The following is a 21,471-nucleotide window of genomic DNA, read 5'->3' on the forward strand; positions in this document are numbered from 1 at the left end:
GGAACGGACATGCCATACGCACTGGGCATCGACGTCGGCGGCACGTTCACCGACGCGGTCGCCTCCGACGGCGCCGGCCGGATCGTCTCGGCCAAGACACCGACGACCCCGCCGAACCGCGAGGTCGGCGTCATGCGCGCGATCGAAGACCTCGCCGGCGAGCTCGGCATCGGTGTCGGCGAGCTGCTCTCGCAGACCGACTACATCGCCCACGGCACCACCGCCTCGATCAACGCCCTCGTCCAGGGCCAGGTGGCCGACGTCGGGCTGATCGCCACCAAGGGTCACCGCGACGCGATCTACATCATGAACGCGGAGGGCCGCACCCTCGGCCGTTCGGCGCACGAAATCCAGGACACGTTGCGGCAGCGCAAGCCCGCGCCGCTGATCCCGAAGTACCGGGCGCTGGAGGTCACCGAGCGGATCGACCACGCCGGGAAGGTCCTCGTACCGCTGGACGAGGAGGAGGTGCGCCGCGTTGCACAGTCCCTTGTGGACGAAGGGGTCGAGGCGATCGCCGTCTGCCTGCTGTGGTCGTTCAAGAACTCCGGCCACGAGCGGCGCGTGCGCGAGCTGATCCACGAGATCGCGCCGGACATGTACGTCACGCTCTCCTCGGAGGTCAGTCCCCGCATCCGTGAGTTCGCGCGAACCTCGACGACGATCATGAACGCCCAGGTCGGGCCGCGGCTGCGCACCTACCTGCTGCCGCTGCAGAAGCAGCTGGAGGCGGGCGGGCTCAAGGGACCGTTGCTGGTCATGCAGAGCGAAGGCGGCACCATCACCGCCGACCGCGCCCCCGAGCACGCGATCACCACGGTCGGCTCGGTCCTGTCCGGCGGGGTCATCGGCGGGATGCGCCTGGCCGGGCAACTGGGACACCGCAACGTCATCACCACCGACGTCGGCGGCACGACGTTCCTCGCGGGGTTGATCGTCGACGGCGAACCGGTCATGGCTCCGGGCTCCATCGTCAACCAGTTCCCGATCAACGCGGCGACGATCCGCGTGCACACCATCGGCTCGGGCGGCGGCGCGCTCGCCTCCGTGGACGCCGGCGGCAATCTGCGGCTCGGCCCGCAGAGCGCCGAAGCCGTCCCCGGTCCGGCCTGCTACGGCAACGGCGGCACCCGGCCCACCAACACCGACGCCAACCTGGTGCTCGGCATCCTCAGCGAGCGCGGGCTGCTCGGTGGCCGCAAGCCGCTGCGGATGGACCTGGCGCGGGAGGCGATCCGCGAGCACGTGGCCGAGCCGCTCGGCCTCACGGTCGAGGAAGCCGCGATCGCGATCCACGAGGTGCAGAACGCGCAGGCGGGCGACCTGCTGCGGCGGGCGGTCGTGCAGGCCGGTTACGACCCGCGCGACTTCGTCGCCTACGCCTTCGGGGGAGCGGGACCCGCGCACTGCGCCGGGTACTGCCAGGACCTCGGTGTGAGCGCGGTCGTCGTGCCGCTCGGGCCGGTGGCGTCCGCGTTCTCGGCCTACGGGCTCGCGGCTTCGGACGTCGCGTTGAGCGCCGAGCTGTCCGATCCGTCGTCGTTCCCGGTCGAGCCCGCGGTGCTCGAGGCGCACTTCGGCCGGCTGGAGGCCGATCTGCAGCGCGCGCTGGACCGGCAGAAGGTGAAGTTCCACGACGTGTCGCTGCACCGCGAGATCGACCTGCGGTACTCGATGCAGGTCACCGAGCTCGCCACGGCCGTCCCGGACGCGAAGTTCACCGAGCGCACCGGCGAGGAGATCCTCGAGCGCTTCGAGGAGCAGTACGAGCGCATCAACGGCAGCGGTGCCGGGTACCGCGAGGCGGGCGTGCAGGCGATCACGTACCGCGTCCGCGCCAAGGCCGGGCTCGGCTTCCCGGTCGCGCTGCCGGAAATCCCGGACGCCGACGGCCCCGACCCGCGGGAAGCACTGATCGGGGAACGGTCCGTCTGCCTCGACTCACAGCTCGGCTTCGTGATGACCCCCGTCTACGACTACGCACGGCTGCGCGCGGGCCACGAGCTTACCGGCCCGGCGATCGTCGACGTCCCGACCACGGTGGTCGTGGTCCCCGCCGGCGTCACCGGTCGCGTCGACCACCTCGGCAACCTCGTGCTGCGCTACCAGTGAGGACACCATGACTTCCCGAATTCCCGGCGCGGACGAGTTCACCAGCCGTCCCATGCCCCGCGAAGAGCTGCTGCGGCAGATCTCGCCGTCCCTGCCGCTGCACCAGGTGGGCGACGGTGAGGTCGACGCCCTGACCTACGAGGTCGTCCGGCACCGGCTGTGGGCGATCACCCAGGAGATGGGGGAGACGCTGCGGCGGATGTCGGGCTCGCACGTCGTCACCGAGTCCAACGACTTCAACTTCTCCATCTGCGACGAGCTCGGCGAGCAGGTCCAGGTCGGCACGTACAACATCGGCCTGATCGGCTCGATGGACCTGGCCATCACCTGGACGCTGCGCCACCGCAGCGACAACCCGGGCATCGCCGAGGGGGACATGTTCCTGTGCAACGACCCGTGGATCGGCGGCGGGCTGCACCAGAACGACGCCGCGATCCTCGCGCCGATCTTCCACGACGGCAAGCTGTTCGGCTGGACGACGGCGATCGCGCACCAGGTCGACCTCGGCGGGCCGCGGCCGGGCTCGTTCAGCCCGTCCGCGCAGGACGTCTTCGGCGAGGCCGTGCCGACGCCGCCGATGAAGGTGGTCCGCGGCGGCGTGCTGCAGCGCGACATCGCCGACGCCTGGGTCCGCCGCTCCCGGCTGCCGCACCTGGTCGGCCTCGACCTGCGCGCCAAGATCGCCGCCAACAAGAACGCGGCCGAGCAGATCCTGCGGCTCATCACCAAGTACGGTGCCGACACCGTCAAGTCCGTGATGCACCGGATGATGGACGACGCCGAGCGCCGGCTGCGGGCCAAGCTCGCGACGCTGCCCGACGGGACGTGGTCCGCGGTCGGCTACCAGGAGCAGTCGCGGACCGGTGACCGTGGCCTGCACGCCATCAAGGTCGCGATGACCAAGGAAGCCGACCGGCTCGTCTTCGACTTCCGCGGCACCGCCGGGCAGACCGGCATCATCAACTGCCCCTACCCGGGGCTGCGCGCGGGCATCGTGTTCACGATGCTTCCCCTGCTGGCCGGGGACATCCCGTGGGCCGCGGGCGGGCTGATGCGCTGCTTCGAGATCATCACCGACGAGGACACCATCACCAACGCGTCCTTCCCGGCCGCCGTGGGGAAGGGACCGTTCGGGCCGGCCTGGGGCTCGGGCAACCTCGTCGCCGAGGTGCTGGCCAAGATGCTGGATGCCGAGCCGGACCACCGCTCCGACGTGCAGTCCATCTGCAACGGCACCACCGACCTCTGCGTGGTGTCCGGTGTGGACACTCGCGGCGGCGGCAGCAAGGGCTTCGTGTCGCCCATCTTCGACGTCATGGCCGGCGGTTACGGCGCGCAGGTGTACCACGACGGCGTCGACACCGGCGGCCGGTTGATCATCCCGGCCGCGCGGGCGCCGGACGTCGAGATGACCGAGTACCTCTACCCGCTCGTCGCGCTGTGGCGCCGTGAGCAGACCGATTCCGGTGGCCCGGGCCGGCAGCGCGGCGGGATGAGTGGCTCGGTCTGCTACGTCCAGCACCCGGACCAGGCGGGGACGATGTCCCTCGTCGTGTCCGGGACGGGCAAGGTGGCGAACCAGAACGTCGGACTGGCCGGCGGTTATCCCGGCAACTCCCAGCTCGACCTCGTCGTGCGCGGAGTCCGTGAACCCCAGCTCGCCCGGGCGGTCACCATCCCCGGCCACCTGGGCGAGCTGGGCGGGGAGATCGAGGTGCTGCCCTGCGAGGGCGAGTCGGACCTGGGCCCCGGTGACGCGCTTTACCTGCACTGGCAGGCCGGTGGCGGGTACGGCGACCCGCTGCTGCGCGCGCCCGAGAGTGTGCGTGAGGACGTGCAGCAGGTCCGGGTGACGGCGGACGCGGCCGAGGACGTCTACGGAGTCGTGCTCCGCGGTGGCGAAGTGGATGTGACCGCGACCGAAGAGCGACGCGCGAAGCTGCGGCGTCACCGGGCGTCCGGCGCCGGAGTCACCGGGCTCACGCCCCTCGGCAAGCCGGACCTGGACATGGTGCGCCGGCTCGACGACAACCTCGCCGTCCTGGCCGACGGGACGGTCGCGTGCGTCCACTGTGGAACAGGGATCGGACCTTTGGCCGGGGGCGCGTTCGTCGCCGGGCTCGCCCGCCGGGACGCGGCGCCGACCGAAGCAGGCCCGCACATCTGGCACGACCCGCTGGAGTACGTCGACGCGGAGATCGTGTTCCGGCAGTTGTTGTGCCCCGGCTGCCTGACCGCGGTCCACTCCCGTGTGGTGCCGGTCGACCACCCGGTGCCCGTCGACGAATACCGGAGCTGGTCGGGCCGGATTACGGGTTCGTAAGAACTAGATAGAACGATCTGTCTTGACTTTCCCCGACGACGCGGCCATGCTGAATTGAGATAGAACGTTCGGTCTTGTCGGGGGAGATCCCCGCAGCCTTGAAGGGATCATGGTGACTACTGTCGACTCGCCCGCCGTAGGTGGGTTCGCTCCGGCGCTGCGCCGGTTGTACTTCGTGCGGTTCGCGTTCGCCATCGTGTGGGCGGTCCTGGTGTTCCTGACGACCAAGTCGGGGCTGGGGGCGGTCGGCGTCGTCCTGGCCGTCGTGTACCCGCTGTTCGACGTGGGATCGGCCATTGTGGACGCTCGGTCGTCGAAGGGCGGCGGGTCGGTGACCGCGCTGTACGTGAACATGGCGATCAGCCTGCTCGCGGCCATCGGGATCGGCATCGCGTCCGCGTCCGGCGTGCCGGGAGTGCTGCGGGTGTGGGGTGCCTGGGCGATCGTGGCCGGGGTGGTCCAGCTGATCGTCGGCATCCGCCGCCGCAAGATGGGCGGCCAGTGGCCGATGATGCTCAGCGGCGGTATCTCCGTGCTGGCCGGCGTCAACTTCGTCATCGGTGCCTCGGCGGCGAACCCGTCGCTGGCCAATGTGGCCGGTTACGCCGTCCTCGGCGGCATCTTCTTCCTCGTCTCGGCGATCCGTCTCGGCCGCGCCGCCAAGGGGAACTGACGTGAGTGACTTCGACGTCATCGTCATCGGCGCCGGTCCGGTCGGGGAGAACGCGGCCGACCGGGTGGTGCGGGGCGGGTTGACCGTCGCGATCGTCGAGCGGGAACTGGTCGGCGGTGAGTGCTCCTACTGGGCGTGCATGCCGACCAAGGCGCTGCTGCGCAGCGGCGCGGCACTCCGTGCGGCCCGGCAGGTGCCCGGCGCGCGGGAAGCGGTGACCGGCGACCTCGACGTGGCGGCCGTGCTCCGCCGTCGCGACGCCTTCGCCTCGAACTGGAACGACGAAGGTCAGGTGTCCTGGCTCGAATCGGCGGGCATCCCGCTCTACCGCGGGCACGGCCGGATCAGCGCCGCCCGGGTCGTCGAGGTGACCGGCGCCGACGGCACCATCACCACGCTGACCGCGCGGCACGCGGTCATCGTCGCGACCGGCAGCGGCGCGCTGGTCCCGGACATCGAGGGCCTCCGCGACGCGAAGCCGTGGACGAGCCGCGAAACCGTTGCGGCCAAGGAGGTTCCGGCTCGGCTCGCCATCATCGGCGGCGGGGTGGTGGCTTCGGAGATGGCGACCGCGTTCAGTCAGCTGGGGTCGTCGGTGACGATGCTGGCCCGCGACGGCGTGCTGCACATGCAGGAGCCGTTCGTCGGCGAGATGGTGGCTGTTTCCTTGCAGGACAAGGGAGTTTCGGTCCGCATCGGCGCCGAAGCCGGGTCCGTCAAGCGCAACGACGACGGCACGGTGTCGGTCACCCTCACCGACGGCGAGCAGGTCGAAGCCGACGAACTGCTGGTCGCGATCGGCCGGACGCCGAACACCCAGGACCTCGGCCTGGAGAACATCGGCCTGACGCCGGGTGCCTGGCTCACGGTCGACGACACCATGCGCGTCGACGGCGTCGACGGCTGGCTTTACGCTGCCGGCGACGTCAACCGCCGCGTCTTGCTGACGCACCAGGGCAAGTACCAGGCCCGGGCGGTCGGCGACGTCATCGTCGCGCGCGCGAAGGGCGAACCCGTCGACGACGCCCCGTGGGGCCGGCACGCGGCGACCGCCGACGAGCGCGCGGTCCCGCAGGTCGTCTTCACCGACCCGGAGATCGCGTCGGTCGGCCTGACCGCGGCCAAGGCCGAGGAGGCCGGGCTGAGGATCCGGGTCGTCGACTACGACCTGGCCGCCACCGCCGGCTCCGCCCTGCACGCCGAGGGCTACCGCGGCCACGCCCGGATGGTCGTCGACGAGGACCGCAAGGTGATCGTCGGCTTCACCCTCGTCGGCCCCGACGTCGCGGAGATGATCCACGCGGCGACCATCGCGGTCGCCGGCGAGGTCCCGATCGACCGGCTCTGGCACGCGGTCCCGGCCTTCCCCACCGTCAGCGAGGTGTGGCTGCGGCTGCTCGAAGCCTACGGCCGCTGACCCACCCCGGTGCCCCGCCGCGATCCGGCGGGGCACCGGCACGCCTTCCTTCCCCCGAAAGGGGTTCCGCCATGCGTTTCCGCTTCTCCCGCCTCGCCGTCGCCGGCGTCGCGGCACTCGCCCTGCTCGCCACCTCCGCACCGGCCACGGCCTCGGGCACCGGCGGTCCGAAGCCGACCATCGTCCTCGTCCACGGCGCGTGGGCGGACTCCTCGAGCTGGGCACCCGTCATCGAGAGGCTGCGCCGGGACGGCTACCCCGTGCGCGCCATCGCCGATCCCTTGCGGGGCCTGACCAGCGACACCGCGTACGTCACCGCCTATCTGTCCACAATCGACGGACCGAAGGTACTGGTCGGTCATTCCTACGGCGGCGCGGTCATCACCAACGCCGCCACGGCGGTCACCGGCGTGCAGTCGCTCGTCTACATCGCCGGGTTCATCCCGGTCGAGGGCGAAACCATCGGCGAGCTGGCCGCGAATTCGTCGACGCCGCTGCCGTTGATCACCACCCCGGTGCCCGGCGGCGCGGAGGTCACCATCGACCCGGCGCGGTTCCGCGCGGCCTTCGCCGGTGACCTCGACCCGGCCCTCGCGGCCGACCTCGCCACCACCCAGCGGCCCGCCGACACCCGCGCCGTCACCGAAGCCAGCGTGACCGAAGGCTTCCGGACGATCCCGTCGTGGGCCCTGCTCACCCGCCAGGACCGAGCCATCAGCCCGGATCTGCAACGCTTCATGGACACGCGCGCGGGTGCCCGGGTCACCGAGGTGGACGCCTCCCACGCGGTCATGCTCAGCCGTCCGGACGTCGTCACCAAGCTCGTCGAGCAAGCCGCACGATGACGGCCGGAGTAGCCGCGCCGGCCGGTGCGGCGCCGATGACCCACCGGCAGATCCTGCAGGCCCTGTCCGGGTTGTACCTGGGGATCTTCGTGGCGATCCTGTCCTCGACGGTCGTGACGAACGCGCTCCCGACGATCGTCGCCGACCTGCACGCCGGCCAGAGCGTCTACACCTGGGTGATCACCTCGACGCTGCTGTCCACGACGGTGTCCAGCCCGGTCTGGGGCAAGCTGGCCGACCTGGTCAGCAAGAAGCTGCTGATCCAGGCCGGTCTGATCATCTTCACCGTGGGCTCGGTGCTGTCGGGCCTGTCCGCCGACGCGGGCCTGCTCATCGCGGCGCGCGTGGTGCAGGGGATCGGCGCGGGCGGGCTGATGGCGCTGATCCAGGTGATCATCGCGACGATGATCCCGCCGCGGGAGCTCGGGCGGTACTCCGGCTACTTCGGCGCGGTGTTCGCGGTGGGCACCAGCGCCGGTCCGCTGATCGGCGGCCTCATCGTCGACACGGACTGGCTGGGCTGGCGCTGGTGCTTCTTCGTCGGCGTGCCGTTCGCCGTCGTCGCGCTGGTCGTGCTGCAGAAGACGCTGAACCTGCCGGTCACCAAGGGTTCGGTGAAGATCGACTGGGCCGGGTCCGCGCTGCTGACGGCCGCGGCGTCCCTCCTGCTGATCTGGGTGACCCTCGCCGGCGACCGGTACGCCTGGCTGTCCTGGCCGACCGCCGTCCTGCTCGGCGGCACGCTGCTGCTGACCCTCGCGTTCGTTGCCGTCGAACGGCGAGCCGAGGCCCCGGTGCTGCCGCTGTGGCTGTTCCGCACCCGGACCGTCGTGCTGGCGGTCATCGCGAGCCTCGCGGTCGGCGTCGCCCTCTACGCCGCGGCGACCTACGTGAGCCAGTACTTCCAGCTGGCCGAAGGAAAGTCGCCGACGATGGCGGGCATCCTGGCGCTGCCGCAGATCCTCAGCCTCGCGCTCGCGTCCAGCGTCGCCGGGCGGATCATCTCCGCCACCGGCCGCTGGAAGCCGCTCCTGGTCACCGGGGCCGTGCTGATCACCGCCGGGCTCGCGCTGCTCGGCTTCACCGAGCGGGACACGCCGTACTGGCTGCTGGCCCTGGCGATGACGTCGCTCGGACTGGGGCTCGGTGTGCTGCTGCAGAACCTCGTCCTCGCCGTGCAGAACCAGGTGAGTCCACGCGAACTCGGCGCGGCGACCTCGTCGGTGTCGTTCTTCCGCACGCTGGGCGGCACGATCGGCGTCTCGGCGCTGGGCGCGGTCCTGGCCGCGCAGGTCGGACACCACCTCGCGGACAAGCTGGGCTCGGCCACCGGCGATGCCCTGTCCCGGCCGGCCGGGCTGCCCGCGCCGGTCCGGGCCGTGGTCGAAGACGCCTACGGCCAGGCGACCGGCACCCTCTTCCAGTACGCGGTGCCGCTGGCGCTGGTCGCGCTGGTGTGCGTGCTGTTCATCCGGGAAGTGCCGCTGCGGACCACCAACGCCGTGCCCGCGGGCCCGCGATGACGCCGGCCGAGGAAACGATCGCCGGCCTCGAACGCGAGTTCGCCGTCTTCGTCCGCCAGGACCGCGCGGCGCTGGGACGACTCGGCCGGGAGGCGCACCCGGACCTCAAGGTCGCGGCCTACCGCCTGCTGGCCCACCTGGCGGAGCGCGGTCCGCGCCGCCCCACCGAACTCGCGTGCCACGTCGGCGTGACGTCGCCGACGATCTCGCGCCGGCTCCAGCACCTGGAGGCGCTCGGGTTGATCGAGCGGGTCGAGGCGCCGGACGACGGGCGGGCGTACTTGGTGCGGTTGACGGGTACGGGGCACCGCCGGGTCGAGGAGGTCCGGGTGGCGCGCGGCGGACGGCTGGGCGAACTGCTCGGGTCCTGGACCGAGGAGGAGGTCCGGACGTTCGCCGCGCTGCTGGCGAGGTTCAACGGCAGCGCCGCCGCCCCACCTCCCCGCCGGTGCGGGGGAGCGGACTGATGTCGTTGCCTAGTCCGCGCTAGTCCGCAGTGAGTGCTGCCCGGATGGCGCGCTCGACGATGTCCTCGAGCGTCGCCGGGATGGCCCGGTCGGCGCCGAGATAGCGGCGGACGGCGGCGTAAGGCAAGTCGACGACGATGAGCAGGATCTCCGCCGTTCGCCGCCCGGTCGCCGCTTTGAGGTCGGCCACCAGGCGGCGGATGTTCTGGTCCCAGCGGGACTGGTCGGCCTCGCGCGCGTCCCGGCTCTCCGCGGGCCAGGCCGCGGGCTCGAAGGAGCCGAGGCCGGTCAGCAGCACCCGGGCGTCGGCCGGGTTGGCGCGGCACCAGGACACGGTCCGGCGCCCGAGAGCGACCGCCGCGGCCACCGGTTCGTCGTCGAAGAGCGGGTACAGCTCGGCGTGAAAGCTCTGCACCGCCCGGTTCCAGACCGCGGCCAGCAGGGCCGCGCGGTTCGGGAACCGGTGGTAGACGGAGCCGCTGGACACCGCGGCTTCCCGGATCACGCCGGCGATGGTGATCGCGTCGGCGCTGCCCGCGGCGAGCAGCCGGGCGGCCGCGTCGAGGATCGTCGACGTGTCGTGCACGAGGCGGGGCATGGGTTGACGGTACCGAACGCACCTTCTAGAGTCAGCTCTCTAGAGAGCATCATCTAAGGAGTGCCATGCGGAGCCTCGTCGTCACCGGTCCCCGCGGCCTGGAATGGCAGGACCGGCCGGCGCCCGGCCTCTCGGCGTCCGGGGACGCGCTGGTGCGGCCGATCGCCTCGTCCGCGTGCGATCTCGACCGGCGGCTCATGGTGTCGCCCGCGCCGTTCGAAGCCCCGTTCGCGCTCGGCCACGAGGCGGTCGGCGAGATCGTCGACCTCGCCGACGACGACTCCCCGCTGCGGATCGGCCAGTGCGTGGTCGTCCCGTGGCACATCAGCTGCGGCACGTGCGGGAACTGCCGGCGCGACCTGCCCGGCGCCTGCGCTTCGGTGCCGCGCCTGGCGTCGTACGGCACGAGCGCCGGCGGGCTGTGGGGCGGGTTGTTCGACGAGCTGGTGCGGGTTCCGTGGGCCCGGTACGCCCTCACGCCGCTGCCGCCGGCCGTCGATCCGGTCCTGGCCGCGTCGGCCTCCGACAACCTCACCGACGCCTTCCAGGCCGTCCGGCCGACCCTCGACGCCCAGCCCGGCGCCGCGGTGCTCGTGGTCGGCGGCACGGCCAGCCTCGGGCTGCTGACCGTCCTGAGCGCCGTCGCGCTGGGCGCGGGGAGCGTCACCTACCTCGACGTCGACGAATCCCGCTGCGCCAAGGCCGCCGCCGCGGGAGCGACCGTCACTCTTGCCGCCGAGTACCCCGACCGGCTCGACGGCGCCTTCGACCTGGTCGTGGACGCCTCGGCCGCGAGCGCGGGCTTCCGGTGCGCCTTGCTGTCGACCCGCCCGGGCGGCACGTGCGTCATCCGGTCCGTCTACTTCGGAGAGCCGCGGCTGCCGTACTTCTCCTTGTACGGCACGGGGATCACCCTCGTCGTCGGGCCGCCCCACGCCAGTCCGCACGTTCCCGACGTGCTGAAGCTGATGGACGGCGGAACCCTGGATCCGTCGCCGGTCCTGGCGGGCCCGTTCGGCTACGAGGACGCCGTCGAGGTGCTGCTGGACCCGCCGCCGGGCAAGCCGGTCTTCACCCGCCCGTGAGCGCGGTAGTCGACACGGTGTCGAATTTTATCGACGAGGTGTAGAGTCGAGTTCATGACGAAGCGAACCTTCCTGATCACCGGCGCGAGCAGCGGCCTCGGCCGTGCCTTCGCCGAAGGCGCGCTGGCGGCCGGTCACACCGTCGTCGGCACCGTGCGCGAGCCCGCCGATCTGGCGGCCTTCGAAGAACTGGCGCCCGGGCGCGCCCACGCGCGGCAGCTCGACGTGACCGACGACGACGCGGTCGTCGCCGTGGTCACCGAGGTCGAGCGCAGCGTCGGCCCGATCGACGTGCTGATCGCGAACGCCGGCTACGGGCACGAGGGCGTGTTCGAGGAGTCCCCGATGGCCGAACTGCGCGCGCAGTTCGACGTCAACGTGTTCGGGGTGGCGGCCACCGTCCACGCTGTCCTGCCGGGGATGCGGAAGCGGCGCTCGGGACACATCTTCGCGGTCAGCTCGATGGGCGGGTTGATGACCGTGCCCGGGCTGGCGTACTACTGCGGCAGCAAGTACGCGGTGGAGGGCATGCTCGAAACCCTGGCCAAGGAGGTCGCCGGGTTCGGGGTGCGGGTGACCGTCATCGAACCCGGCTCGTTCCGGACGGACTGGGCGGGCCGTTCGATGGTCCGCAGCGAGCGGTCGATCGCCGACTACGACGAGTTGTTCGAGCCGATCCGCGCGGCCCGCCAGGCGGCCAGCGGCAACCAGCTGGGCGATCCCGCGAAGGCCGCCGCGGCCGTGTTGGCGGTGGTGGAGGCGGAGAAGCCGCCGGTGCACCTGGTGCTCGGCTCGGACGCGTTGCGGCTGGTGGCGAGCGGCCGGGCCGCGGTGACCGCGGACATCGAAGCGTGGGAGGAGCTCTCGCGGTCCACGGACTTCCCGGACGGGCACCAGATCGCAGCGAACGATGCCTGAACCTGGACGCCGGCGCGCCGCACCGTCCAAAGGGGACCTGCGCGAGGCGAAGCTCCTCGAAGTCCTCGAGGAACTGCTGGCGGTCAAGAGCTTCGACGCGCTCACGACCAACGACATCGCCGAGCGGGCCGGGCTGTCCCGCGCGTCGATGTACTTCTACTTCAGCTCGAAACAGGAGGCGCTGGTCGCGCTCTTCGCCAAGACCGTCGAGGCGCTGCACGAGAAGTCCCGGGCGGCGGCCGACGATCCGGCGGCGCCTCGCGACGCGATCGCGACGGCCCTGCGCCGCACCCGCGAACGCTGGCACGAGCACGGCCTGATCATGCGCGTCGCGATCGACCAGTCCTCGGCCATTCCCGAGCTGGGTGCGCTGTGGATGGAGACCGCGGACATCTTCATCGCCGCCATCACGACGATCCTGGTCCGTGCCGGTGTCCCGGACGAGGAAGGCCCCGACGGCGCACGGGCGATCGCGGGCGCGCTGTGCTGGATGATCGAGAGGACGTTCTACCACGCGTCGGCGGTGTCCCCGGCGGCGCTCGACCAGGCGTCGGAGACCTGCCGGGTGGTGTGGCTCCGCGCGGCGGGCATCCGGCCCTGACCGGCGGACGCCGGCCGGGGCCGCTCGGCCTCACGCGGGAGGCGCCGCCAAGGAGGCGATGAAGTGCTCGGCCGCCGCGTCGACCTCGGCGGCCGGGGTGAGCAACCGTTGCAGCAACAGCCCTCGCAAAGCCGCGACGGCGATGACGCTTCGCTGCCGCGCCTCCGTCGCCGTGGACCCCTCACGCAGAGCCGCCGCTTCGAGGAGGCGCGTCAGGTCGTCGAGGTCGGCGACGAATTCCCGGAATGCGCCGGGCTCGTAGACCGCGAGTCCGACCAGGCGGAAGAAGGCGCGAGTCCGATCTTCGTGCGCGTCGTTCGCGTAGAAGTTCCAGATGGCTTCGCACAACGTCGCGAACCCGGGTGCGTCGCCGGTCGCGGCGATGACGCGGTTGTCGCGGCGGCGTGCTTCCGAAAGCACGGCGCCCAGCAGCCCCGGCCGTGATCCGAAGTGGTAGGTCAGCAGCGTGTGGTGCACGCCGAGCCGCTCCGCCACCTGGCGCATCGAGAGGTTCGGCCCGGGGCCACCCTCGCCGAACTCGTCGAACAAGGCCTGCAACAGGCGCTCCCGTCCTTCCCCGACCGGCGATCGCACACTGCCTCCCTTGACGAGTTCACCACTGTTGAGTACGTTACCGCAGGTCGAATTCACCACCGTTTAGGACGAGGTCCGGGAGGTTCGTTGACCGACGTGTGGTTCGCCGGCGGCGTGGTGGCGGACGGATCGGGCGCCGACCCGGCCGCGGCCGACGTGTGCGTGACGGACGGGATCATCACCGCGATCGGCCGGGCGCCGGCGGGCGCGACGACGGTCGACCTCGACGGCATGCTGCTGACCCCGGGACTGATCGACGCGCACGTCCACCTGGGTCTCTCCAGCCCGATCCGGGCGCAGTTCGGGTTCCAGCTTTCGGCCGCCGAACTCGCGGCCGACATCTTCGCCACCGCGGGCCACGCGCTCGACGCGGGCTTCACGACGGTGCGCGACACCGGCGGCATCGACGCCGGAGTCGTCGACGTCATCGCGAACGGCAAGGTGCGAGGTCCGCGGGTCCTCTCGTGCGGTCCGGTGCAGTGCCAGACCGGCGGGCACGGCTACTACGGGGCGGCGTGGGAACCGACCGAGCTGTGGAACGCCCACCACATCCCCGGGCTCTGCGCCTTGTCGCTGATGTCGGGCAATGCCGACGAGCTGCGGCGCAACGTCCGCGAGTCGTTCCGCCGCGGTGCGACGTTCGTGAAGCTGTGCGTCACCGGCGGTGTCGTCGGGGGACACGACCGCCTCGCCGACACCCAGTTCTCGACCGAAGAGATCGCCGTGGCCGTGGAGGAAGCGGCCGCGCGCGGCACCTACGTCACGGTTCACGCGCACAACAACGCGGGCATCCGCAACGCCGTACGGGCCGGCGTCCGCTGCGTGGAACACGGCACCGGCATCGACGAGCCGACGGCCCGGTCGATGCGGGAGCACGACGTGGCGCTGGTCCCCACCTTCGCCGTGATCGAACAGCTCACGGACACCGAAAGCATGGACCTGGACCCCGAGGCGCGGGACCGCGTCGCCGGCGTCCGTCAGCGCATGGCCTCGGCGCTCGGGATCGCTCGCGCGGCGGGCTTGCGGATCGGACTGGGCTCGGACCTCATCGGGCCGCACCAACGGCGCCGAGGCGAGGAACTGCGCCTGCGCGCCGAGCTGGAGTCACCCATGGAGGCGCTCGTCTCGGCCACCAGCGTCAACGCCGGCATCCTCGGCCTGGGCGAGACCGTCGGGACGATCCGCGTCGGGATGCGGGCCGACCTGGTCGCCTGGCACCGGGACCCGCTGCGAGACGCGAAGGTGTTCGCCGATCCGGAGATGGCCGTTCTCGTCGTGAAGGACGGCCGCGTCATGAAAGGGAAAGCTCGATGAGCGCAATGCTGAACGGCTGCTTCGCGGACACGGAGTACCTCGAAATCACGGCGCGGTCGGGGCACCGCTACGGCGTCTGGGTGACCACACCCCCCGGGTACGAGGACTCCACCGACCCCCTGCCGCTGATCTACGTGGTGGACGGCAACTGGGCCGTCGGCCTCACCTCGCCCCTCATCGTCGTCCAGGCGGACCCGTACCTGACGATCGCGCCGTACATCCAGGTGAGCGTCGGTTACGCCGGTGAGGAGGCCGCGGACTGGGCGCGGCTCCGCAACCGCGATCTCGTGCCGCCGGGGGAACGCGTCGGCGACGAGATGGTGGCCGTGCTGGCGGCGGCGCGCGACTCGGGTGCGATGACCCAGGAGAACATGGACGCCTACCTCGCGGAGCTGGCGGACTCCCACGCCGACGTCTTCCTCGACTTCCTGACCGGCGAGCTCCACCCGCACCTGCGGTCGCGGCTCCGGGTCAGCGAGTCCGGGCACGGCCTGTTCGGCTACTCCTACGGAGGCCTCTTCACCCTCTACGCGTGGCTGCGCGAGGCAGCCCCGTTCGCGGCCTTCGGCGCGGGCAGTCCCGGCGTCGCGGTCGAGGACAGCCAGGTTTTCACCTTGGTCGAGAACCTGCCGGCACCCAGTGAAGACTCAGCCGCTCTGCACGTCACGCTGAACGAAGCCGAACTGCTGGGAGCCGTCCCGCTCTACCGCGCGGTGGCGCGCAACGCTCTCGCGGTGGTGGAACGGTTGCACGCCAAGGGGCGATCGCGGGATGTCACGACGGAGATGTTGCACGAGACGCACCTCACCGGGCTGCAGGCTTCGTTTCTGAGCTACCTGAAGACCTGTCATTCCCGTTGAGCACCGCCTCCGTGCCTGGGAAGGGTGTTCAGAGGTAGCCGATGCCGGTCAGTTCTTCGGCCGCCGCCCAGAGCCGCCGGCCGGCGGCCGGGTCGGCCGCTCGCGGGTTGAGCCGGGCTTCGGTGACGCGGCCGCGCGTCTCGGCGAGCCCGGCGGGTCCGAAGAACTGGCCGCCCCGCACGCCGTCCGAGGTCGCGGCGTACAGCTGCGGCAGCGCACCCCGTTCCACCGGCTGGGTGGCCAGCAGGCCGACCCGCGCGATCACCCGCCCCACCCGGCCACGGTGTTCCCAGGCGCGCGGGGTCAAGTTGGTCCGGGTGACCCCGGGGTGGGCCAGCACGCTGACGACCGGCGATCCGGCGGAACGCAGGCGGCGGTCCAGCTCCAGGCCGAAGATCGTCGTGGCGAGCTTGGACCTGCCGTAGGCGGCCGCGGCCCGGTAGTCGCGTTCGAACTCCAGGTCGTCGAAGTCCAGGCTCGCGTTCTTGTGGGTGATCGAGCTGAGGCTGACCACGCGGGCTTCCCGTGCCGCGGCCAGGTTGTCGAGCAGCAGGCCGGTCAGGGCGAAGTGGCCCAGCACGTTCGTGGCGAACTGCAGCTCGAAACCGTCGGCCGAGGTGCGGCGCGGGCCGAGCAGGACCACGCCGGCGTTGTTGACGAGCAGGTCGATCGCCGGGTGGTCGACGACCAGCTTCGCGGCGAACGCGCGTACCGAGTCGAGGGAGGCCAGGTCGAGCTCGCGCACCTCGGTGTCGCCGTCGATCCGGCGGGCGGCCCGCTCGCCGGCGGCGGTGTCACGGACGGCGAGGACGACGTGGGCGCCGTGGCGGGCCAGTTCGGTGGCGGTGACCAGGCCGAGGCCCGAGTTCGCGCCGGTCACGACGGCGACGCGGCCGCTCTGGTCGGGCATGCGGTCGGCGGTCCATCCGGTCATCTGCTGCTCCTGAAGGGGTCGGTGCGCTGTGCCGACGACGTTAGGAGCGATCCGGGCGGGCTCGGTCGCTTTCGGTTGCCTGGGACTGCGAGACCTACCTTGGGCCGCCGCGGAGGAGTCACACTGGTGGCATGAGCAGTCCGCATCCCTACGCTCGCGAACTCGGGGAATTCCTGCGCGCCCGCCGCACCCGGCTGAGTCCGCGCGACGTCGGCCTGGAACCGGGCAGCCGGCGGAAGGTCACCGGGCTCCGGCGCGAGGAGATGGCGCTGCTGGCCGGGCTCAGCACCGACTACTACCAGCGGATCGAGCAAGGCCGCGAGGTTCGCCCGTCCGACGACGTCCTGGCGGCGCTCGCCGGCGTGCTCGGCCTCGGCGACGAGGAACGCCGGCACCTGTTCACCCTGGGGCACGCCGCCCGTCGTCCGGCGCCGGCCCCGGTGGATCGCGAGCCGGAGCGGGTGCGGGACCGCACCCGCCGGCTGCTGCGGGTGATCGACACCCCCGCGGTCGTTCTGGGCAGGCACCTGGACCTGCTCGACTGGAACCCGATGGCCGAGGCGTTGCTCGGCGAACCGGACGCCTACCCGCCGGACCGGCTCAACATGCTCCTGCTGCTGTTCGACGACGCGCTGACCGGCCGGCGGAGCTGCCCGGACTGGGAGGAACAGGCCCTCGACTACATCGGCATGCTGCGGGCCGCCGTCGCCGCGGACCCCACCCACCCCCGCGCCACCGCGATCGTCGGCGAACTGAGCATCCGCAGCGCCGAGTTCCGCCGGTTGTGGGCCCGCCACGACGTCCGCGAGTCAGTGAGCGGAACCAAGACCTTCTCGGTGCCCGAGGTGGGCGACATCCGCCTGGACTGGGACACCTATCCGCTGCCCGGCAACCCCGGACCGGTGATGCTGGTGTTCACGGCCGAGCCGGGCAGCACCGACGAGGACCGGCTGCGGCTCCTGGCGTCGTGGCACGCGTCCCGCTCCCCGGTGCGGGATCACCTCGGGAAGACTCGCTGAACCGAAGAACGGGAGCACGCCCGGCGCGTGGCGTGCTCCCGCTCGGCTCAGCCCGTCGCCAGCACCTTCAAGCGTGAGATGTCCGCGCTGAACTGGTCCTGATCGATCGGCGAAGAGCTGTACTGCCAGAAGGTGTAGAAGCCCCAGTTGTACGGCAGCGTCCCCGCCGACGACGCGTAGCGCGCCACCCACAGCGGGTTCGTCGAGCTGAAGTCGCCCGTGTTGCCGGTGCACTGGCTCCACCAGCTCGTCGCCGTGTAGATCACCGGCCAGCGGGTCGTCTTCGCGTGGTACTCGTCGCTGAACGCCTTGATCCACGCCACCATCTGGGCCGGCGTCTTGCCGTAGCAGGCGTTGTTCGGGCCCCACTCGATGTCGAGCGTGCCCGGGAGGGTCTTGCCGTCCTTCGACCAGCCGCCGCCGTGGGCGACGAAGTAGTCGGCCTGGGCCGCGCCGCCCGAGGTGTCCGGGCGGCCGTAGTGGTACGCGCCGCGGATCATGCCCACGTTGTACGAGCCCGTGTACTGCTGGCTGAAGTACGCGTTCTGGTAGCCGGTGCCCTCGGTCGCCTTGACGTAGGCGAACTTCTTGCCCGCGCTCCAGTACGACGCCCAGTTGACGTTGCCCTGGTAGGAGCTGACGTCGATGCCGGGGACGCTCGCGTCCACCGACGCCGGCGCGAGGCCCGCCGGGGCCACCCCGTCGTGGGCGCGGATCGAGGCCCCCATCTCGTGGTTGTCCGACCCGTCCTGACCCGGCGCGGCCGAGGCGCCGGGGGCGGTCACGACCAGCAGGGAGGTCGAGACGGCGACAGCGGCGCCGAGCAGGCGGCGCCATCTGCGTGGTGCGGTCATCTTCAGTTGTCCTTTCGGTTGCCCTCGCTGTGCGCGGCTGTGCAGGGCCGCGCGGGACGATTCTGTGACAGTGATGTGGGCGCCGTCACTCCGCCATGTGATCCAATTTCGAAGTCTGGGGAAACTCGTAAAATTCTGACGAGCCGGGTGCGCCTGCCCGATCCGCGCCCTTCGGCGTCGTGAAACGCCTGGCGTCGCTGGTGGGCGGCCGCACCGGTGGGCGGCCAGGACCGATCCGCATCCAGCCGGACCCGGTGGAACTCATCCAGTCCGGTCCGGGCTGATCGGTGGGTAAGACACGCTGCCGCCGTACGTCACCCGGGCGGCAGGTCCTTCTTCCGTCGGGCGACTTCGGCGGTGATCTCGGGGAGCCACTCCCGCAGGACTTTCGCCAATCGCTCCTTCGTTTCCGAAGTCAATTGCTCCCGCAATGGGTCAAGGCAGTACTCCACGACTGCCTTGTGTCGCTCGGGAGCCTTGCAGATGAACACGGCGAGAACGCGAACCACCGGCAGAAACTTGCGAACCTGAATGACCCAGCCGAACAAGGAAAGTCCTTGTACGAATTTCCAGACGCTCTTGACGGCGGTCTTGATGATCAAGTCTTCGAGTGGAAGGCGTTCGGACGCTCGACGTGACTTTATGATGAGGTCGGTGACCTTGTCCGGCACCTTGTCGAACAGTTTGACACCTTCGTCGAGCACGTGGGCCAGTTGCGCGAACAAGTCGCACCAGAAATGATCCGCGAGCGCGACCTTGACTTCCTTCGATACCGGGCCGGCCACCGCTCGTTCGATGTCCTTGAGGACGTGCTCGGCCAGCACGTCGCCCAGCTCTTCCACTCGGGTGACGACCGGTCCCTCGTTCGACAGAACGGCCTGCGGGTGAGTGGTGTCCGGCGCCGTTCGCGTGTCCGATGTCCCGTCGATGGATGATCCGCCGGAAGGTGCCGCGTCGTCGGCCGGATCGTCAGGTGACGTTCGGTGTTGCCGGGTTTCCTCGGAATGCCGAGGGGGTTCTCCGTCGATCGCTGGTGATGTCCCGGCGGGAACGGTGCCCGCGGCCGCGAGATCTTGTGCCAGCCACTCCACGAGGTCGGCGATCGCCGAGTCGATACCCGCGATCTTCTTCGGGTAGCTGATCCGCTGCGAGGGGCGCTGGTTCGCGTTCCGTTTCCCCACGAAGGCGGCTCGCCATGCGTCGTCCACCTTTATCCGGAAATCGCGGCGAACCGCGGGATCGGGATCTTTGGCGAGTTTGACGGCGTCCTTCCAGCCGTGCTGTGTACCCCAGCACATGGTGCACCGGCACCTTCGGCTCTGAGCGCGTTCGCAGTTCGGGTAATGCCCCATTCATCCCCCTTACCGGCAGAAATTCCACTATGGGGCGATCAAGTGGTCACCTCTACCGCTGACCAAGTGAAGTGCCTCGGTAGCTCTGCGTAGTGCTCGCGCAGGTGGCTCGGCGTCCGCACGAGGCGTAAGTCGGATTGGCGGCTTGAAGCCGTTTCGCGCAGGGGGCAGACTCGCCCGCATGTCGTCGCTCAGAGGCCGCCGGGCCCTCGTCATCGCCGCCACCGCCGTGCTCGCCACGACCGTCGCGGCCGCGCCCGCCGACGCCGCCACCCCCACGCCGAAGTCTCCGGTCGCCGTCGGTTTCGGGGGCGCCGTGGCCAGCATCGATGCCGACGCCACCGCGATCGGTACCCAGGTCCTGCGCGACGGTGGCAACGCCGTCGACGCGGCCGTCGCGGTCGCCGCCGCGCTCGGCGTCACCGACCCGTTCTCCGCCGGCGTCGGCGGGGGCGGGTTCTTCGTCTACTACGACGCGAAGACCCACCGCGTCCACACCCTCGACGGCCGGGAGACCGCGCCGAAGACCGCCGACGCGAACCTCTTCGTCGAGAACGGCCAGCCGCTGCCGTTCGCCGACGCCGTCACCAGCGGGCTCGGCGTCGGTGTCCCCGGCACGCCCGCGACGTGGTCCGAGGCCCTCCGCAAGTGGGGGACGCGCTCGCTGGCGAAGTCCCTGAAGCCCGCGGAAGACTTGGCGCGCAAGGGATTCGTCGTCGACTCGACGTTCCAGACGCAGATCGCGAACAACGCCGCGCGGTTCGCCGCGTTCCCGTCGACGCGGTCGCTGTACCTGCCCGGCGGCGCGCCGCCGTCGCCCGGGACCGTCTTCCGGAACCCCGACCTCGCCGCGACGTACGCGCAGCTAGAGCGCCAGGGCGTCGACGCGCTGTACCGCGGCCCGATCGGCGCGGACATCGCCAAGACCGTGCAGCAGCCGCCGAAGGATCCCGCTTCGACGCTGAACGTGCGTCCCGGCAAGCTCAGCACGTCCGACCTCGCCGCCTACCGCGCCATCGAGCGCGACCCGACCCACGCGCGGTACGAGGGCCTCGACGTCTACGGCATGCCGGCGCCGTCCTCGGGCGGGCTCACCGTCGGCGAGGCGCTCAACATCCTCGAGAACTTCGACCTGAAGCACGCGAGCAAGGCCGATTACCTGCAGTACTTCCTGGAGTCGACGCGGTTCGCCTTCGCCGACCGCAACCGCTGGATCGGCGACCCCGCCGTCAACGACGTCCCGGCCAAGGAACTGCTGAGCCAGCGCTTCGCCGACTCGCGGGCGTGCCTCATCTCGAAGGACAAGGCCGCGACCAGCCCGGTCGCCCCGGCCGACCCCAAGCACCCCACGCCCTGCGCCGCGGGCACGACGGCCGCGCCGACGCCTTACGAGGGCGAGAACACCACGCACCTGACCGTCGCCGACAAGTGGGGCAACGTCGTCGCCTACACGCTGACGATCGAGCAGGAGGGCGGCAGCGGGATCGTCGTGCCGGGCCGCGGGTTCCTGCTCAACAACGAGCTGACCGACTTCTCGTTCACGCCGGTGACGCCGGGCGTGCCCGACCCGAACCTGCCCGGCCCGGGCAAGCGGCCGCGCTCGTCGATGGCGCCGACGATCGTGCTCGACCACGGCCGCCCGTTCTTCGCGACCGGCTCGCCGGGTGGCGCGTCGATCATCACGACGGTCCTGCAGGTGATCCTCGGCCGCCTCGACCGCGGGCTGTCGCTGGAGGACGCCATCGCGGCGCCGCGGGCGTCGCAGCGGAACTCGGCGGCCGCCCAGGTCGAGCAGGCGTTCCTGGACCAGCCGGAGACGGCGGACCTGAAGGCCCGCGGCCAGGGCTTCTCGACGGCGCCGGCGGAGATCGGCGCGGCGACCGGGGTGGAGCGCCTGCGTGACGGCCGCTGGCTGGCGGCGGCGGAACCGGTCCGCCGCGGTCAGGGCGCGGCCCAGGTGGTGTGGCCCACGCGCTGGTAGC

19 protein-coding genes are annotated in these 21,471 nt (G+C 71.1%); 14 read left to right on the top strand and 5 right to left on the bottom strand.

All coding sequences use genetic code 11. The annotated features are described in order from the left end of the window. Positions 1-9: 9 nt before the first annotated feature. The 7 genes from ABZ342_RS11595 (at position 10) to ABZ342_RS11625 (ending at position 9,360) form a co-directional block, all read left to right on the top strand. On the top strand, positions 10-2,112 hold the full coding sequence (locus ABZ342_RS11595; protein ID WP_360471621.1) for a hydantoinase/oxoprolinase family protein: 2,103 nt from the start codon (positions 10-12) through the stop codon (positions 2,110-2,112). Positions 2,113-2,119: 7 nt separating this feature from the next. Continuing rightward, positions 2,120-4,435, top strand: coding sequence for a hydantoinase B/oxoprolinase family protein (locus ABZ342_RS11600; protein ID WP_360471623.1), 2,316 nt, complete (start codon positions 2,120-2,122; stop codon positions 4,433-4,435). A 109-nt stretch (positions 4,436-4,544) separates the two neighbouring features. Beyond that, positions 4,545-5,108, top strand: coding sequence for a hypothetical protein (locus ABZ342_RS11605; protein WP_360471626.1), 564 nt, complete (start codon positions 4,545-4,547; stop codon positions 5,106-5,108). Position 5,109: 1 nt separating this feature from the next. Beyond that, entirely contained in the window at positions 5,110-6,525 is a 1,416-nt protein-coding gene (locus tag ABZ342_RS11610; RefSeq protein ID WP_360471628.1) for an NAD(P)/FAD-dependent oxidoreductase, read from the top strand. A gap of 71 nt (positions 6,526-6,596) precedes the next feature. Next, positions 6,597-7,370 carry an alpha/beta hydrolase gene (locus ABZ342_RS11615; protein ID WP_360471631.1) on the top strand — a complete coding sequence of 258 codons (774 nt, stop codon included), beginning with the start codon at positions 6,597-6,599 and terminating at the stop codon, positions 7,368-7,370. Continuing rightward, the gene (locus ABZ342_RS11620; protein ID WP_360471633.1) at positions 7,367-8,893 is read left to right on the top strand and encodes an MDR family MFS transporter; all 1,527 of its coding nucleotides are present in this window, start codon (positions 7,367-7,369) and stop codon (positions 8,891-8,893) included. Before ABZ342_RS11615 ends, ABZ342_RS11620 begins: the two co-directional genes overlap by 4 nt. Continuing rightward, positions 8,890-9,360: a MarR family transcriptional regulator gene (locus ABZ342_RS11625; protein WP_360471636.1), complete on the top strand. Its 471-nt coding sequence runs from the start codon at positions 8,890-8,892 to the stop codon at positions 9,358-9,360. The genes ABZ342_RS11620 and ABZ342_RS11625 overlap by 4 nt, the downstream gene beginning before the upstream one ends. Positions 9,361-9,379: 19 nt before the next feature. On the opposite strand, the gene ABZ342_RS11630 is transcribed toward ABZ342_RS11625, so the two are convergent. Beyond that, a complete protein-coding gene (locus ABZ342_RS11630) occupies positions 9,380-9,958 on the bottom strand; it encodes a TetR/AcrR family transcriptional regulator (RefSeq protein ID WP_360471638.1) in 579 nt (192 codons plus the stop codon). A 65-nt stretch (positions 9,959-10,023) separates the two neighbouring features. Between ABZ342_RS11630 and ABZ342_RS11635 the strand changes: the two genes are divergently transcribed. Genes ABZ342_RS11635 through ABZ342_RS11645 form a run of 3 tightly spaced genes read left to right on the top strand, consistent with a single transcriptional unit; the run spans position 10,024 to position 12,562 of the window. After that, complete coding sequence (locus ABZ342_RS11635) at positions 10,024-11,043, top strand: alcohol dehydrogenase catalytic domain-containing protein (RefSeq protein WP_360471640.1); 1,020 nt, start codon at positions 10,024-10,026, stop codon at positions 11,041-11,043. Positions 11,044-11,097: 54 nt separating this feature from the next. Further along, the gene (locus ABZ342_RS11640) at positions 11,098-11,961 is read left to right on the top strand and encodes an oxidoreductase (protein ID WP_360471643.1); all 864 of its coding nucleotides are present in this window, start codon (positions 11,098-11,100) and stop codon (positions 11,959-11,961) included. Continuing rightward, a complete protein-coding gene (locus tag ABZ342_RS11645; RefSeq protein ID WP_360471645.1) occupies positions 11,954-12,562 on the top strand; it encodes a helix-turn-helix domain-containing protein in 609 nt (202 codons plus the stop codon). The genes ABZ342_RS11640 and ABZ342_RS11645 overlap by 8 nt, the downstream gene beginning before the upstream one ends. A 30-nt stretch (positions 12,563-12,592) precedes the next feature. Here ABZ342_RS11645 and ABZ342_RS11650 read toward each other — a convergent pair whose 3' ends face one another. Then, on the bottom strand, positions 12,593-13,156 hold the full coding sequence (locus tag ABZ342_RS11650) for a TetR/AcrR family transcriptional regulator (protein WP_360471647.1): 564 nt from the start codon (positions 13,154-13,156) through the stop codon (positions 12,593-12,595). Between the two features lie 96 nt (positions 13,157-13,252). Between ABZ342_RS11650 and ABZ342_RS11655 the strand changes: the two genes are divergently transcribed. Further along, positions 13,253-14,470, top strand: coding sequence for an amidohydrolase family protein (locus ABZ342_RS11655; RefSeq protein WP_360471903.1), 1,218 nt, complete (start codon positions 13,253-13,255; stop codon positions 14,468-14,470). Beyond that, on the top strand, positions 14,467-15,330 hold the full coding sequence (locus ABZ342_RS11660; protein WP_360471650.1) for an alpha/beta hydrolase-fold protein: 864 nt from the start codon (positions 14,467-14,469) through the stop codon (positions 15,328-15,330). Before ABZ342_RS11655 ends, ABZ342_RS11660 begins: the two co-directional genes overlap by 4 nt. A 28-nt stretch (positions 15,331-15,358) precedes the next feature. Here the strand turns inward: ABZ342_RS11660 and ABZ342_RS11665 are convergent, their stop codons facing one another. Next, positions 15,359-16,264: an oxidoreductase gene (locus tag ABZ342_RS11665; RefSeq protein WP_360471653.1), complete on the bottom strand. Its 906-nt coding sequence runs from the start codon at positions 16,262-16,264 to the stop codon at positions 15,359-15,361. A 131-nt stretch (positions 16,265-16,395) separates the two neighbouring features. Between ABZ342_RS11665 and ABZ342_RS11670 the strand changes: the two genes are divergently transcribed. Beyond that, positions 16,396-17,283, top strand: coding sequence for a helix-turn-helix transcriptional regulator (locus ABZ342_RS11670; protein ID WP_360471656.1), 888 nt, complete (start codon positions 16,396-16,398; stop codon positions 17,281-17,283). Positions 17,284-17,330: 47 nt separating this feature from the next. Here ABZ342_RS11670 and ABZ342_RS11675 read toward each other — a convergent pair whose 3' ends face one another. Together ABZ342_RS11675 and ABZ342_RS11680 are read right to left on the bottom strand one after the other, a co-directional pair. Beyond that, entirely contained in the window at positions 17,331-18,137 is an 807-nt protein-coding gene (locus ABZ342_RS11675) for a lysozyme (RefSeq protein ID WP_360471658.1), read from the bottom strand. A gap of 314 nt (positions 18,138-18,451) precedes the next feature. Beyond that, on the bottom strand, positions 18,452-19,435 hold the full coding sequence (locus tag ABZ342_RS11680; RefSeq protein WP_360471661.1) for a hypothetical protein: 984 nt from the start codon (positions 19,433-19,435) through the stop codon (positions 18,452-18,454). Between the two features lie 235 nt (positions 19,436-19,670). Here ABZ342_RS11680 and ggt point away from each other — a divergent pair, with 235 nt between their 5' ends. Beyond that, positions 19,671-21,470, top strand: a complete 1,800-nt coding sequence (gene ggt, locus ABZ342_RS11685) for a gamma-glutamyltransferase (protein WP_360471664.1) — start codon at positions 19,671-19,673, stop codon at positions 21,468-21,470. Position 21,471: the final 1 nt, after the last annotated feature.

Source organism: Amycolatopsis sp. NPDC005961 (assembly GCF_040629235.1).
Taxonomy (GTDB): Bacteria; Actinomycetota; Actinomycetes; order Mycobacteriales; family Pseudonocardiaceae; genus Amycolatopsis; species Amycolatopsis camponoti.

What these genes read in the sequence shown, in the direction of transcription:
- ABZ342_RS11605 (WP_360471626.1), top strand. Translation starts at nt 4,545, where the DNA reads ATGGTGACTACTGTCGACTCGCCCGCCGTAGGTGGGTTCGCTCCGGCG.
- ABZ342_RS11600 (WP_360471623.1), top strand. Translation starts at nt 2,120, where the DNA reads ATGACTTCCCGAATTCCCGGCGCGGACGAGTTCACCAGCCGTCCCATG.
- ggt (WP_360471664.1), top strand. Translation starts at nt 19,671, where the DNA reads ATGTCGTCGCTCAGAGGCCGCCGGGCCCTCGTCATCGCCGCCACCGCC.
- ABZ342_RS11665 (WP_360471653.1), bottom strand. Translation starts at nt 16,264, where the DNA reads ATGACCGGATGGACCGCCGACCGCATGCCCGACCAGAGCGGCCGCGTC.
- ABZ342_RS11635 (WP_360471640.1), top strand. Translation starts at nt 10,024, where the DNA reads ATGCGGAGCCTCGTCGTCACCGGTCCCCGCGGCCTGGAATGGCAGGAC.
- ABZ342_RS11670 (WP_360471656.1), top strand. Translation starts at nt 16,396, where the DNA reads ATGAGCAGTCCGCATCCCTACGCTCGCGAACTCGGGGAATTCCTGCGC.
- ABZ342_RS11595 (WP_360471621.1), top strand. Translation starts at nt 10, where the DNA reads ATGCCATACGCACTGGGCATCGACGTCGGCGGCACGTTCACCGACGCG.
- ABZ342_RS11620 (WP_360471633.1), top strand. Translation starts at nt 7,367, where the DNA reads ATGACGGCCGGAGTAGCCGCGCCGGCCGGTGCGGCGCCGATGACCCAC.
- ABZ342_RS11625 (WP_360471636.1), top strand. Translation starts at nt 8,890, where the DNA reads ATGACGCCGGCCGAGGAAACGATCGCCGGCCTCGAACGCGAGTTCGCC.
- ABZ342_RS11615 (WP_360471631.1), top strand. Translation starts at nt 6,597, where the DNA reads ATGCGTTTCCGCTTCTCCCGCCTCGCCGTCGCCGGCGTCGCGGCACTC.
- ABZ342_RS11640 (WP_360471643.1), top strand. Translation starts at nt 11,098, where the DNA reads ATGACGAAGCGAACCTTCCTGATCACCGGCGCGAGCAGCGGCCTCGGC.
- ABZ342_RS11630 (WP_360471638.1), bottom strand. Translation starts at nt 9,958, where the DNA reads ATGCCCCGCCTCGTGCACGACACGTCGACGATCCTCGACGCGGCCGCC.
- ABZ342_RS11660 (WP_360471650.1), top strand. Translation starts at nt 14,467, where the DNA reads ATGAGCGCAATGCTGAACGGCTGCTTCGCGGACACGGAGTACCTCGAA.
- ABZ342_RS11680 (WP_360471661.1), bottom strand. Translation starts at nt 19,435, where the DNA reads ATGTGCTGGGGTACACAGCACGGCTGGAAGGACGCCGTCAAACTCGCC.
- ABZ342_RS11645 (WP_360471645.1), top strand. Translation starts at nt 11,954, where the DNA reads ATGCCTGAACCTGGACGCCGGCGCGCCGCACCGTCCAAAGGGGACCTG.
- ABZ342_RS11675 (WP_360471658.1), bottom strand. Translation starts at nt 18,137, where the DNA reads ATGACCGCACCACGCAGATGGCGCCGCCTGCTCGGCGCCGCTGTCGCC.